The sequence below is a fragment of the Phormidium sp. CCY1219 genome (assembly GCF_035615515.1).
Lineage (GTDB): Bacteria > Cyanobacteriota > Cyanobacteriia > Cyanobacteriales > Laspinemataceae > CCY1219.
This window is the reverse complement of record NZ_JAJENT010000783.1, coordinates 1-13,430: the sequence shown is the minus strand read 5'-3', so window position 1 is coordinate 13,430 and position 13,430 is coordinate 1. Positions and strand designations below refer to the sequence as shown.

Genomic DNA, 13,430 nt, shown 5'->3' with positions numbered 1-13,430 from the left:
AAAGAGGATAACACAGATGGAAGTACAGTTCCGAGAGTTTAACCCGTTTGATGTATGGATCTGGCTGGAATTCACCACAGTTCCGGGACAGGTGGAAAGGCAATATATTGAGGAAGTCTTCGATTCTTGGTTTTTCTTAGGCAAACTCGGCGGATTCAATGCAGAAAATCTTCAGGTTCAGGAAACCGGCTTGGAGATTAGCTACATGGATTACGATACCAATGCCAGCGATGAAAGCTTGATGGCGCTGATGCACAATATGGGGCAATTGGAGTATAACGGGATTTGGGCGCGCTGTTGGTTCGATTTGGGAACCAGTGACGCGATCGCCCTGGATGTCTTGATTAATTCCTTCGATCGCCTCAGCAAAGAATTGGTAGAAATCAAACGTCTGATTATTGGGGGCGAAAATCGCGATTGGCCCGTCGCCGATAGCGAATCGCGCGCCATGTTTGTCTACGATAACTAACCCCTCACCAGATTCTTTCTGTCATTTCTAGGATGTAGGTTCAGTAGCAGTTAGAAACCGGGTGTCTTCCCCCAAGCCGAATTCTGGGGCAAATCATTACAACCACAAACCCGGTTTCAAGTCTGCTTTATCTACAATGAAACCGAGGCTCTAGACGAGGCTGGGGAATGACAGTGCAGCGAAACTGAATTCTTTTATTATAACAGACAACAGCCAGGAAAAATGGGTAATAAAAATAAAATTCGGGTGATTGCTTTGGGGATTATTCGCCACGGCGATCGCCTGTTTGTTTCCGAAGGATATGACGCGCTCAAAGAGCAAACCTTTTATCGCGCCCTTGGTGGCGGGGTGGAATTTGGCGAATCCAGCATGGCGGCTTTGCGAAGGGAATTTCACGAAGAAATTCAAGCCCACTTGACCAACATTTACTACCTAGCGACCTTGGAAAATATTTTTACCTATCAGGGAGAACCGGGACACGAACTAATCCAGCTTTACCAGTGCGACTTTCGCGATCGCGAATTTTACGAACGCGAGTCGATTCTCTTCCAGGAAAAAAAGCGGAAAAAGAAAGCCTTGTGGGTGGATATTGCGCGCTTTGAATCCGGGGAATTGCTGCTTGTACCCGAACGCTGTTTGGCCTACTTATGAGGTTCGCCAGTCCAATTTTTCCTGCCCTTAACCTACTCGAATCCACATACTCGTAGGGTGCGTGGGGCGGGCAAAAAAGCCAGGAGAACTGCCGCTGCGCCGATGATGTATATTGGCGATTTTTTAGACAAAGTACAAAAAAACGAGGGGCACGGCAATGCCGTGCCCCTCGTTTTGTGAGATACGATACAATTCAAGAGAGATTACGGAGTGGCAACCAAGTAAGGAGACGGGATGGCTTCCGCTTTGCCGGCATTCACCAAAGCTTGGTACACGAAAGCGGCGACTTCAGCGCGGGTAGCTTGACGGTTCGGATCGAATTGTGAGAGACTGGGATAGTTAATCACCAGTTGATTCTCAGTGGCACCCGCTACAGCAGTTAAGGCATAGTCGGGAATTTGGCTGGCGTCGTTGTAGCGCGAGAGTACCGCCGTATTATCCGATCGCAATTCCAACCCACTGACTAAAGCAACGATCGCCTGAACTTTGGGGATTTCTTGGCTGGGGCGAAATAGACCTTCTGGATAGCCGGAGAGGAAACCACCTCGGTAAGCCACCTCGATCGCTTCAGCGCCCCAGAAATTGCTGCTCACATCGCGGAACCCGATCGCGGGGCGTTCTGCAGGCGGGGCAAACGCTTTGTTGACGATCGCCGCAAACTGAGCGCGGGTTACGGGTTCGTTGGGGCGGAAAGTACCATCCGGGAACCCAGCGATAATACCTTTTTTGGTTAAGGAAGCAATATAAGATTGCGCCCAGTGCCCTTGGATATCTTCAAAGGCAACTTGGATATCCGACGGCATAAAGTTGACGCTGCCGATAATTTGTTCGCGATCGATGTCATTGCCGATCGCCAGAATTGTTTCTGACGACACGCTATAAATCGCGTGACGGGTATTGTTGCGAATCCGGTTGCCCCCCTCACTTTCTGCCGTACCCAAATCGGGTTGCGAGGAAGCGATCGCCACCAAACCATCGCGCTGGTTGCCTTCGATGGTATTTTCGCGCAGGATGGGTTTTGCCGAATTCGACACCACGATGCCATCCATATTTTGAGAGATAGTATTTCCCGTCAGGAAAGGGGCTGAATTCCCCCCGATCGCCAACCCGAAACCGGTGTCTTGGAACAAATTGCCTCGGATTTCCCCTCTAGCGTCGCGGGCGATGGAAATCCCGTTCGCCTCATTCTGGATAAACACATTATTTTCGATGGTTGGCGCAGCGCTGCCGGTGACGAACATGCCATCGCGCTGACTGTTTTTAAAGGTATTGTTTCGCACGATCGGGTCGGTGGATTCTACCCAAAGTCCCGTACCGCTTCCGTTGGGGTTGGTAATCGTTACCCCTTCAATAGTGCTATTATCTGCCGCATAAACCGCGATATTTTGACCCGCAAAAGTGCGACTGAGGTAAGTTCCGCCGCCGATCAGCAAGATACCTTGGCCTTTTTTGGAAGTGTTCCCGCGCAGGGTAACGCCAGATTTGACCCGCAGGGGGAACGATTCGCCGCTATCTTGGCTATAGGTTCCCGAGGCAAGCTGTATCACCGTGCCGGCTTCCGCTTGTTCCAGGGCATAAGTGATGGTACGATAGGCACTGGCTTCGCTCATCCCGGAATTGGAATTGCTACCCAGTTGCGGGTTGACATAGATAATCGTTTCGTTTACCGCTGCTTGTAAGCTGTTGCGCGTGTCTAGTTCCGCATTGGCAGCCGGCATCATCATCGCACCACCCGTACAGAGCAAAAGTGCGGCTAAACTGGCGGGAAGAGAAGCGATCGCGCGCCGACGTTTTTTCGACGGTTTGTTCTTGGAATGGGAAGAGAGCGTTGTAAAGAGTAAGCGTTTCATAGTTGATTTTTTTGTTGAAGTCGATCGTTGTTTGACACTTTCACTCTACGAACTCTGTCTCGCCGATCGCGATCGCCCTAGCTCACTCTCTCAACTGACTCCCAGATTCGCGATCGCCCCCTGGGGGGATTGAGGTGCGCGATGCCCGGGGAATAACCCGTTGAGCCATTTCAGATTTTCTCAATCTTTACCCCACACCAGGGACAATCTGCCAACTGGTATTTTATATCGGCGGTGGAAAATTACCAGGTGCGCCTTGAACTGGGGCAACCCCTGGCGCGCCACCGAGAAATTTGCCATTTTTTATACTAACTCTGACAAAATAATACTTCTTTCCCGCAATGGCGCGCCTTTCATCGCCCAGTCACCATACGTCATACCGAGGTGCAAATTTGCCGGATCCGATCGCAGCGATCGCGATATTCCGCATCGGCGAGAACTGGGGTGGAGTCGGAAAGGGAGATGGTTTCAGACAGTGAAATCCAGGACCGACATCCCCCATACTCCTGTCGGTAGGGAATGTCTCGCGGTACGGATAGCTTGTGAGTTCGCAACAGCAGCAGGTAAAGCGGTTGCCGGGGTTTCCATTTTAGGCGATCGCTCACCATGCGATCGCTCCAAATGTGATAGGGTTGCAATTGTGCCATCAAATCGGCAGCGATCGCCTCCGTTTCCAGGGTCATGGGTAAAATATCCGTCACTTCTGCCCAACTGCCGATCGCAATCCGTTCCGGATGCCATCCCGACTCCACCGGGGTAACGCGATCGGCATATTCGGGTTTTAATAAGTCCGGTTTTTGGTGTTCGTAAGTCGGGTAAAGCAAAACCTCTCGATAAGGAACGCTGAAGCGCCCGCCTCGTTCGCGAATTCCCCCTTTGCGAAGTAACAAAATCGTCTCTCCCGCTTCCAGAGCATTGACGGCGATCGCCCATTCTTTGAGTGCTTGGTTCAGTTGCATCATGGCCTAAATTTCATCGGTTCGATAAACAGAATACAACAGGTTGGAACAAGGCGATCGGGTCAGACTACAACTCCAGATAGATATTTCCCCACCCCGCTGAGATTTAAGCTACTATCGTTACAAGTTCATCCCCATTAAGGAGAAGCACATGGAAACGCGAGTTTTAGGCACATCTGAGGTAAAGATAACCCCCATCATTATGGGCACTTGGCAAGCGGGCAAAAGTATGTGGGTTGGCATTGACGATACGGAAATCACCAACGCCATTCGCGCCGCCTACGATGCCGGCATTACCACTTTTGACACCGCCGAACAATACGGCGAGGGTCACTCGGAACAGATTTTGGGTGCGGCGCTGGCTGATGTGCGAGATAAAGTCGCGATCGCCAGCAAAGTGTTTGCCAATCATTTGAAATACGACCGAGTTATCGAAGCGTGCGATCGCTCTTTAAAAAATCTGAAAACCGATTATCTGGATTTATACCAAATCCACTGGCCCTCGGGAAGCTTCGGTTCTGAAGTCGTTCCTATCGAGGAAACTATGCGGGCCTTGGTAGAATTACAGGATAAAGGCAAAATCCGCGCGATCGGCGTTTCCAATTTTTCCGTCGCCCAAATGGAAGAAGCGGCTCAATTCGGGCGCATTGATAGTTTGCAACCGCCGTATTCTCTCTTTTGGCGCAAAATCGAAAAAGAGGAAATGCCCTATTGTGTGAAAAATAAAATGTCGATTTTGGCGTATTCTTCTCTGGCGCAAGGACTTCTCACCGGAAAATTTGGCCCGAATCATCAGTTTGCAGAAGGGGATCATCGCTCAAAAAATAAGCTGTTTTCCGATAAAGATAATTACGCTCGCGTGCAGCAAGCTCTGGATAAACTGCGTCCCATTGCGGAGGGGAAAAACTGCACCCTCGCCCAGTTAGCTTTGGCGTGGTTAATTGCCCAACCGAATACTCAGGCGATCGCAGGGGCGCGCAAACCGGAACAAGCCCTCGATAATGCCAAAGCCGCCGAAATTAAATTAACCGATGAAGACCTCAAGGAAATCGATGCGATCGGACGAATTGTCACCGATCCTTTAAAAGATGACAATCGAGTGTTGTGGAACTTTTAAACCCTGGCCGGGCGTGCAAATTCAAACCCTTTCCTGGGTAGAAAGCTATCCATAAATCCGCAAGAATCCCACCCCCAAACCGCTCCTGTGCAAGAGCAGTGGCTCCCGGGGTGGGGTTTTTTTGTGGCGCAGTAGTGGCACGCCCGAGGCGGAAATTGGCGCGGATTTGTGGGATATTCCGCCGCGCCATATTCGCCAAAACCTCCGCTATGCAAGGGTTTAACCCTTCTATTGCCCCACCATTCGCGGTTTTGTGAAAAAACCCTTGACATTTTTTTGTAGTATGTCATAATACAGATGCAGAGATGCCGGAACGGCTAGGAGGATCCATGTTGAAACCGAACTCTTTTTTGCCCCATCCCCTAGGTGGGGCGACATTCACACTCACCCGCAAAATGTGGACCGAAAAACCCAAGTGACGGGGTTAATGTTTGGCAGGGTTTAATTAGCCTAGGTAGAAAAACTGAGGCGAAAAAGGGAGAAAAAACCCCGTCTAGAGACTAATGCGATCGCGCCTTTGCGGCGAAGGAGGTAAACCGTGAGCGATATGAAACAAGCTTATAAAATTGCTGCAGCCGCCGTGCGAGAGCGGTTCGCCGAACAGCATCCCGATTATTTAGAAATTATCGATACAATTACGCCCAAAGATGTCGCCGTTTACAGTGGCAGTTACGATCGCGTTGAGGATATTTTGACCTGTCTCGGCTTGCCCATGACGATGAATCCAGATGCGAACAAGTTAGAGGCAAAAATTGTTTTCGCCAATTGCTCTGACTCTTATTCCGAGACCCTCGTCAAACAGCTTCCCGCCCTTGTGCAGAATGGCACTTGGTTAGTGTCATCTGACTGGGCATTGGGAAAGCTCCTACAGCCGGCATTTCCCCATACCGTGCGCTGGAATAATCGCTATACTGGGGATGAAGTCATCTCCGTGGAAGCGAGTCTTCATAGCTTGTGGTCGGAAGTGGTGGTACTGGGTGCGGATCCGCAGTGGTGGTTGGAGAGCAGTTCTCATCCGATCGAAATTGCCAATCCAGACAAAGTTAGAATTGAAGCGGCGAGTCACGATTTGTTGGCGCGTCATCAAGCACCGATTGTGGCGGTGAGTTTTGATTGGGGCAAGGGACAAGTGTTCCACGTTATCAGTCATTTCTGGTGCAAGCGATCGCGATCGCCCACTCCGCGACATCTCAACCCCTGCACCGATTTCCTCGAAGCCGGCATGCGGTTGAGCGAGTCGGGGATTGCGAAAGTGCTGCGCGACACCAAAAGTCAACCGAAAACGGTGAATTTCGCACAATTGCAAAGTGCGGCGACGGCGACAGAATTGGTGGCGCAATTATGTGTGGGTGCGGTTCGCGGCGATCGACCGACGAAAAGTTTGGCGGCTGTTTCCTGAGGCGCGCGATCGCCACTCTAAATGCCCAATTTTTTCACCTGAATCCATGCGAAAAGATATGCATCGCCTCCTCGTCGAACGCGGTTCTACAGGAGGAATTACCCGCAAAAAACGCATCAAGCAAAAACTAAAAGCCGATCCGGAATATGAAGGAACGAAACGATTGTCAATGGGGCGCGGGCGACAATATGGATACGGACAAAAATGGCGGACTGACTATCTCGCCCCCTTGCGCCGCTATCTAGAAAAACAAGTGGGTCGCCCTTGGAATGACGTTTACTCCGAAATTCGTGCCACGATAAAACCTGATTCTATCATCAAAAATCACCTCTATCACCACTTAGAATCCGAGGTGGTTAAGCATGTGGAATATATTGACGGCAAACCTTATAATAAAGGAGGGCGTCACTGGTATCCCGTTTGCGGGTTTTATGTTTGTCCCGAAACCGGGTTGCTCAAAAAAAATCCCCGGCTGCCTCGCAAACACAAACCCGCGCGATCGCCGGTGACAGTGGTTCGCCTAAATCGCGATCTCTGGTACGAAAAAATCCACGGACAATGGTATTTCTTCTCCGTAGAGCGATGGATTGAAAAAGTCCCGAAAATCCGGCGCGATGAAGGCGGCAATTTCGTCACGCAGCTTGAAGAGCAAGAGTTCAAACAAGTTTGGAAAAAACAACTGAACAAAAAAGAACTCAAACAACTGCGCGATCGCCTCCATCAAAGGGGAGAATTCGATTAACTATTATTCACCCCCTTTCCTCCCAACTGGTTCCCAGGCTCAGCCTGGGAACGAAAACCGGAGGCTCTGCCTCCTAAACTCATCAGCAAAAGCATTTTTTAAAAGCAATTTTTGCTCTAATAAAAAGAAACCCCATCCATGAACCCGAAACGGTTAGTTAAAATCAGCAAATATCTCAGCTACCACCTGAGACACCATCCCCAGGCGATCGGCTTAGAACTCGCTCCCGGCGGATGGGTTTCCGTGGAAAACCTGCTGAATGCCACTCATCAGCATAACTTTCCCCTCTCTCGCCAAGAACTGAACGAAGTCGTCGCTAAAAACGACAAACAACGCTTTTCCTTTGACGAAACTGGCACCTTAATTCGTGCCAATCAAGGCCATAGCATCAATATCGATTTACAATTAGAACCGACCAATCCTCCAGAGGTGCTTTATCACGGAACCGGACACCGCGCTGTGGCGTCAATTTTGCAAAAAGGATTGCATAAAATGTCGCGGCATCACGTTCATTTATCGGCAGATATCGAAACCGCCAAAAAGGTAGGAGCGCGACATGGAAAACCCGTAGTTTTTGCGATTAATACGACAGAAATGCAGTCAAACGGTTATTCCTTTTACCGTTCGGACAATGGAGTGTGGCTCGTGGATGAAGTGCCGCCGGAATATTTGACTCAGGTGTAAGTATGTTTCATCCAACAGATATTTTTCTCTAAACTGTCCTATATAGTAATCGGTTTAAATTTTAATTATGGACGTAAAATCATGCGGCGTTTTGGTCATGCGGAATGAGCCGAAATTCAGTTTTTTACTAATGCAAAATCCCAACCGATATGACTTACCAAAAGGTCATATAGAAGCCGGGGAGGACGAATTGACTTGTGCCCTGCGCGAACTGCATGAAGAAACCGGAATTCCCGCCAGTGCTGTGGATTTAGATCCAGATTTCCGGTTTACGGACAATTATCAGACTTCTTACAAGCGCTATGGCGGGAGAAAAGTCGATAAAACCGTGGTCATCTTTCTCGGCTGGCTGAAAGAAGCGGTGAGCGTTACTGTCAGCGAACACAGTCATTTTACCTGGATAGACTGGCAACCGCCCCACGGGATTCAGAGCAAAACAATCGACCCTTTGCTGCAAGCGGTAGAGCGCTATTTTGCTGAAGATAGTGCCAGAATGTTAAACACAAAAATGAGGAAAAGCTGATGGCTGATATCCGCAAACTGCTCGAGGGACTGAGCGATCGCGAAGCGCAACTGAGAGAGACTCAGTTTGTTGCCCCTTGCGTGCAAAGCGGGCGGGTGCGGATCCGGGTGGCGGGCATGATTTATACGTTTAAAACCCAACCCCGAGACTTTGAAGGATGGGGAATTTTTCAGCCCACAAACGAGACTGAAGCGAAGCTGGTAGAAGAAGCGGAAGTGTTCCACATTGCCGACTATTTGTCCCGGTTTCTCCCGGTGCGATTGTGGTTAGCTTATCGATTGAAAGGACAAACCTGGTTGGCATATCCGATGAATGAATCGGACCTGCGTCAGCGCATCGGTTTTGTCAAACCGATCGCGGTTCATTTAGTCGGCGATGGCGCTGAATTTGAACCGATTATAGCCCGTTGGGATGGGAAGAACTGGTGGTTTGAAGAAGGCGATCGCCGCGCGGATCCGATGCCCAGCGATCGCCTGCGAAAACACCTCCAACAAATCGCCCCACCGGAGACTGTTCGCTTTAAAGGAATGACCCCGGAAATGCGAACGGTTTACGAATTGGTAACGCGACAAATGGCTGAATTTAACCCAAATTTTCAGCACCAGCAAGATGAAAAACGCCTGCGCGAAGCCTTACGCATGGGCGGTGGCGAGTTGCAAAGGTTTCGCGATCGCGGCGAGGACTATTGGACCGTGGAATGGACCACCAGCACCGGCGAACTTCACACTTCCGCCATTTCTAAATCGGATTTCACCGTCATCGGTGCGGGAATCTGTTTGAGCGGACGCGATCGCGATTTTGACCTCCATTCCCTCGTCGGCGTCATCGAAAACAGCTAAGAATTCGGTGGAAATCAAAAAAGTTACAGTCAACTATCAGTCGCAACTTGGCAATCAATCTATCCCATGACAAAGGCGCATTTAACCCATCCCTTTGCTCCCCAGATTTCCTCTCAGCAATTAGGCCACTTATTCTGCTAACTTTTTTCCCAATGACCAATGACCATTGACCAATGACAAAAAATGTCTATTTATTTCCATGAAGAACTGTATAGAACCCCGGAATTGATGGCCAAATTAAAAAGCTTTCCGGTAACGATTTGCGGTGCGGGGGCTTTGGGTGCGAATATCGCCGAAAGTTTGGCTCGCATGGGATTTTCTCAGTTGCAGGTCATCGATCGCGATCGCATTGAAGAGCGGAATTTATCCACGCAACCCTATTACCGTTCCGATATTGGCGCGTTTAAAACCAAAATTATTGCTAACAGCCTCTACCGCGCGTTAGGGGTAAAAATTAACGCTCAGGCAAAAGAACTGACCGCCGAAAATGCCGCTCAACTCATCGGCGAGCGCCCCCATCTGGTTCTCGATACCTTTGACAATAGCGTAGGGCGAAAAGCGCTAAAAGATTACTGCGATCGCGCCAATTTGCCCTGCTTGCATGTGGGCATGGCTGCGGATTATGCGGAAATTATTTGGAACGAAAATTATCGCGTTCCTTCCCCTACAAATGATGATATTTGCGATTATCCTTTAGCGCGAAACTTAGTCACCCTCACCGTTGCGGTTGCTTGCGAAGTGGCTATTCACTTTGTAGCAACCAATGAGCGACAGAGTTATACCGTGACCCTGGGGGATTTTGCCGTGCAGCCCTTTCTAGGATAGCGATCGCGCACTGGGGTGGGCAAGGGGGTGTCAAAATTCCCCTTTCGAGCTTGACAAATGCGCCAATTTATGGTAATAAAACTCTCCCACTGGTCACCACCTTTTTCAAATTAGCCCGCGCAGGCGGGCTGATGTCTGGATCGACGCCCTACCCTTCTCAGGTGTGGGGTTTTTTCCCATGCCCACCCGCGAAATTGATGTAGAATTTAATCCAGATAACCCATTAAGTCAGATTCCTGTTTTGGGTCATTATTGGGAGCGATCGGACGACCTTGGGGGCCACCACGGCGGCGGGTAAGCTGGGTCATTTGACCCCCTTGGGTTGTGGTGTCTTGCACGTTTTGCGGTTTGTTCTCTTTATTTTCAGCCATATTTTTACTCCAAAATCTGCTGTGACACAAGCGTAAATGTGGGAACTTTCAAGGGTTCGATTCAGGTAATGAGTGGCTCAAAAACCCGAGGGTTTTCACCGGAGATCGATTCAACTTTGCCCGCTCACACGATCGCATTATAAGACATTAGAGAAAATCTGGTAAAATCCAGCCAAGATTGGCTAGGGTTTCTCTTATCAGAGGACGGTTAATATGTCAAGAGTCGAGAAAATATTAGAGTTTTGGTTTGGTAAACCCGAGGATCCGGAATATGGTAAAAGTCGAAAAATTTGGTTTACCAAAGATGCCGAATTTGATGAAACGGTGCGATCGCATTTTTTAGCTGACTACGAAATGGCAGCACAAGGATTGCTCGAGGGCTGGAAAGACGCGCCGGAAAGCTGTTTGGCATTGATTCTGTTGCTCGACCAATTTCCGCGAAATCTGTTTCGCGCTACGCCGCAAGCCTTCGCCACAGATCCTCAAGCCCTCGCCGCCGCACAGCATGCCATTGAGCGGGGTTACGATAAGCAGATGTTACCGGTGAAGCGCTGGTTTTTTTATCTGCCATTCGAGCATAGCGAAAACTTGGAACATCAGCACCAGGCGATCGCATTATTTTGCCAACTCAGCGACGATCCCGAAAGCGCCTCCGCCATTGATTATGCCGAACGGCATCGCGCCATTATCGAACGGTTCGGACGCTTTCCCCATCGTAACGCAATTCTGCGACGAAAAAGTACGCCGGAAGAACGAGAATTTCTCCAGCAGCCCGGATCCGGTTTTTAGACAGTAAAGAGGCAAGGTGGCGGATCTGCTTCTTTTTCAATTAAATTCTGTCAAAATATCGGGATGATATCGTGTAATTCTTGTATTAGCGATCGCCATTGAAATGCGAACCCCTCCGGGAAACCCCCGGGGTGGAACCGACGACGACGCCGGAGAGTCAGCATCCGGCAGAATGCGCGATCGCCCGTTTCCCCCCCCATCCCGAGGAAACCCTAAAAAGAGGGTAACTTAAATCAGATTCTCCTGACACTGTGGGATAATTAACTGAGTAAATCATATGAAATTGATGCGTCTAGTGTTCCGAATTTTCAGTCAACATCGACCCATCGACTTACTGCGTGCGATGGGCAGATTTTGTCAGCACATCTGGTCTTTGTACCGACAGGTGGTCGGTCATTTCTGGCGAGGAAAACCTCGGGCAGCGCAGTTTGGATTTTGGGCCGGTTTGCTGCTGCTGGCGATCGGTGCCAATCAAGTGTACGCCCAGTATCCATCGCGCCCCGTTCCCCCGCCTTCGGTTTCCCCTCCCGCCTGGATTTCTCCCGCCGAAACCATGAGTCAAACCCCAATTTCACCTCAAATGAACCAGACGGTTCCCAAACTCGTTAGCCTCGAAACTCAGCGCGAGTTCCGGGGAGTCTGGGTGGCATCTGTGGTGAATATTGATTGGCCCTCCAGTCCCAATCTTTCGGTAGAAGAACAAAAAGCAGAATTGCTCGACATTCTTAACCGAATGGAATCGTTAAATTTGAATGCGCTAGTCTTACAAATTCGACCCAATGGGGATGCGTTATATGCCTCAGAAATCGAGCCGTGGAGTGGGTGGCTGACGGGTACCCAAGGGAAAGCGCCCCAACCGTTTTACGACCCCTTGGAATTCGCGATCGCCGAAAGCCACAAACGCAACATCGAACTTCATGCCTGGTTCAACCCCTACCGCGCCAAGATGCCCAGTGAAAAATATCCCCTCACTGCCAATCACATCGCCTCGGTTTATCCGCAATACGCCTATCAATATGGCGATTTATTATGGATGGATCCGGCAGTAAAAGAAGTTCAAGATTGGACCTACAACGTCATCATGGATGTGGTGCGTCGCTATGACTTAGATGGCATTCACATCGATGATTATTTCTATCCCTATCCCAAAGAAGGAATCAGCTTTCCCGATGACGCCACCTACCGCGCATATCAAGCCGCAGGCGGTACCCTTTCTCGCCCTGACTGGCGGCGGGAAAATGTCAATCAAATGATTCAACGGATCTGGGCTGGAATCAAATCCGAAAAACCCTACGTCAAATTTGGCATTAGCCCATTCGGCATTTATCGTCCCGACAAAGTAGAAGGAATTGTTGGCTTCGATCAGTACGAAGGACTCTATGCTGATGTGAAAAAATGGCTCGATGAAGGCTGGTTGGATTACCTCGCTCCCCAACTCTACTGGCGCATCGACCCCCCGCAACAAAGTTACCCCGTTTTGTTGCAATGGTGGAGCGAAAACAATCCCCTGCGCCGTCATATTTATGCCGGGAACTATTTGAGCAAACTCGACGGCACGAATTGGCCGATTTCCGAGTTTGAAAGACAGGTAGAAATCTCTCGCCAACAATCCGATAACCTTTCCCTGGGAAATATTTTCTTCAGTATGAAAGTGTTTAAGGAAAATCGGCTCGGAATTAACGATCGCTTCAAAAATTCGGTTTACTATTCCCCCGCACTTCCCCCGGCGATGCCTTGGTTGGATTCCGTACCACCAGCACCGCCTACCCAAGTCACCTCACAGGCCAATGCCATTACCTGGAATCGTGCCCCATCCAATGATATTCGCTATTGGACCGTTTATCAGTTAAATGGCAATAATTGGGAACTGGTGAAAATTCTCAATTCTGCCACCAATTCCCTGGCGGGTCTTCAAGCGGGAACCTATGCAGTAGCTGCAGTAGACCGCATCGCCAATCAAAGTCCTGGAGTTGTGGTTTCTGTGGAAAATTCAGCAATGGGATATTAATTCGCTCTCATCATGCTTCTCTCTAAGGTGGGCAATTTGCCCACCTTTTTTTATGACCAATCCCACATCCGGTTGAGAGAAAACTCGGGTTAAACTCCGCTTTATCTAATCCCGCGATTATCCCCCCGAAGAATGATACAATTTCTCTCGTTTAAACGATTTTAATTTCACTCAGTGACCCGCTTTATTCACGACCAATTTGCT

The 13,430-nt window shown here is 49.5% G+C and carries 15 protein-coding genes; 12 read left to right on the top strand and 3 right to left on the bottom strand.

The features are described 5' to 3' along the window. Positions 1-16: 16 nt before the first annotated feature. Entirely contained in the window at positions 17-469 is a 453-nt protein-coding gene (locus LKK83_RS23830) for a DUF3531 family protein (RefSeq protein ID WP_324633893.1), read from the top strand. A gap of 222 nt (positions 470-691) precedes the next feature. Next, positions 692-1,120: an NUDIX hydrolase gene (locus LKK83_RS23825; protein WP_324633892.1), complete on the top strand. Its 429-nt coding sequence runs from the start codon at positions 692-694 to the stop codon at positions 1,118-1,120. 203 nt (positions 1,121-1,323) lie between these two features. Here LKK83_RS23825 and LKK83_RS23820 read toward each other — a convergent pair whose 3' ends face one another. Beyond that, on the bottom strand, positions 1,324-2,970 hold the full coding sequence (locus LKK83_RS23820; RefSeq protein ID WP_324633891.1) for a DUF1565 domain-containing protein: 1,647 nt from the start codon (positions 2,968-2,970) through the stop codon (positions 1,324-1,326). 374 nt (positions 2,971-3,344) lie between these two features. Further along, positions 3,345-3,932 carry a DUF1802 family protein gene (locus LKK83_RS23815; RefSeq protein WP_324633890.1) on the bottom strand — a complete coding sequence of 196 codons (588 nt, stop codon included), beginning with the start codon at positions 3,930-3,932 and terminating at the stop codon, positions 3,345-3,347. A gap of 148 nt (positions 3,933-4,080) precedes the next feature. Between LKK83_RS23815 and LKK83_RS23810 the strand changes: the two genes are divergently transcribed. From LKK83_RS23810 to LKK83_RS23780, 7 genes are all read left to right on the top strand, one after another. Continuing rightward, complete coding sequence (locus tag LKK83_RS23810; protein ID WP_324633889.1) at positions 4,081-5,046, top strand: aldo/keto reductase; 966 nt, start codon at positions 4,081-4,083, stop codon at positions 5,044-5,046. Between the two features lie 538 nt (positions 5,047-5,584). Beyond that, positions 5,585-6,445, top strand: a complete 861-nt coding sequence (locus LKK83_RS23805) for a hypothetical protein (RefSeq protein WP_324633888.1) — start codon at positions 5,585-5,587, stop codon at positions 6,443-6,445. 46 nt (positions 6,446-6,491) lie between these two features. Further along, positions 6,492-7,187, top strand: coding sequence for a hypothetical protein (locus LKK83_RS23800; protein WP_324633887.1), 696 nt, complete (start codon positions 6,492-6,494; stop codon positions 7,185-7,187). Between the two features lie 138 nt (positions 7,188-7,325). Then, positions 7,326-7,871 (top strand): RNA 2'-phosphotransferase, encoded by a 546-nt coding sequence (locus tag LKK83_RS23795; RefSeq protein WP_324633886.1) that lies wholly within the window; start codon positions 7,326-7,328, stop codon positions 7,869-7,871. A 67-nt stretch (positions 7,872-7,938) separates the two neighbouring features. Further along, positions 7,939-8,394 carry a bis(5'-nucleosyl)-tetraphosphatase gene (locus LKK83_RS23790; protein ID WP_324633885.1) on the top strand — a complete coding sequence of 152 codons (456 nt, stop codon included), beginning with the start codon at positions 7,939-7,941 and terminating at the stop codon, positions 8,392-8,394. Beyond that, positions 8,394-9,233 (top strand): hypothetical protein, encoded by an 840-nt coding sequence (locus tag LKK83_RS23785; RefSeq protein WP_324633884.1) that lies wholly within the window; start codon positions 8,394-8,396, stop codon positions 9,231-9,233. Before LKK83_RS23790 ends, LKK83_RS23785 begins: the two co-directional genes overlap by 1 nt. Positions 9,234-9,416: 183 nt before the next feature. Then, positions 9,417-10,058 carry a ThiF family adenylyltransferase gene (locus LKK83_RS23780; protein ID WP_324633882.1) on the top strand — a complete coding sequence of 214 codons (642 nt, stop codon included), beginning with the start codon at positions 9,417-9,419 and terminating at the stop codon, positions 10,056-10,058. Positions 10,059-10,264: 206 nt separating this feature from the next. On the opposite strand, the gene LKK83_RS23775 is transcribed toward LKK83_RS23780, so the two are convergent. After that, complete coding sequence (locus tag LKK83_RS23775) at positions 10,265-10,429, bottom strand: hypothetical protein (protein WP_324633881.1); 165 nt, start codon at positions 10,427-10,429, stop codon at positions 10,265-10,267. Between the two features lie 213 nt (positions 10,430-10,642). Here LKK83_RS23775 and LKK83_RS23770 point away from each other — a divergent pair, with 213 nt between their 5' ends. The 3 genes from LKK83_RS23770 (at position 10,643) to LKK83_RS23760 (ending at position 13,226) form a co-directional block, all read left to right on the top strand. After that, positions 10,643-11,218 (top strand): DUF924 family protein, encoded by a 576-nt coding sequence (locus LKK83_RS23770; RefSeq protein ID WP_324633880.1) that lies wholly within the window; start codon positions 10,643-10,645, stop codon positions 11,216-11,218. Between the two features lie 98 nt (positions 11,219-11,316). Further along, positions 11,317-11,445, top strand: a complete 129-nt coding sequence (locus tag LKK83_RS23765) for a hypothetical protein (protein WP_324633879.1) — start codon at positions 11,317-11,319, stop codon at positions 11,443-11,445. 50 nt (positions 11,446-11,495) lie between these two features. Then, positions 11,496-13,226 (top strand): glycoside hydrolase family 10 protein, encoded by a 1,731-nt coding sequence (locus LKK83_RS23760; RefSeq protein ID WP_324633878.1) that lies wholly within the window; start codon positions 11,496-11,498, stop codon positions 13,224-13,226. The last annotated feature ends 204 nt before the right edge of the window (positions 13,227-13,430 follow it).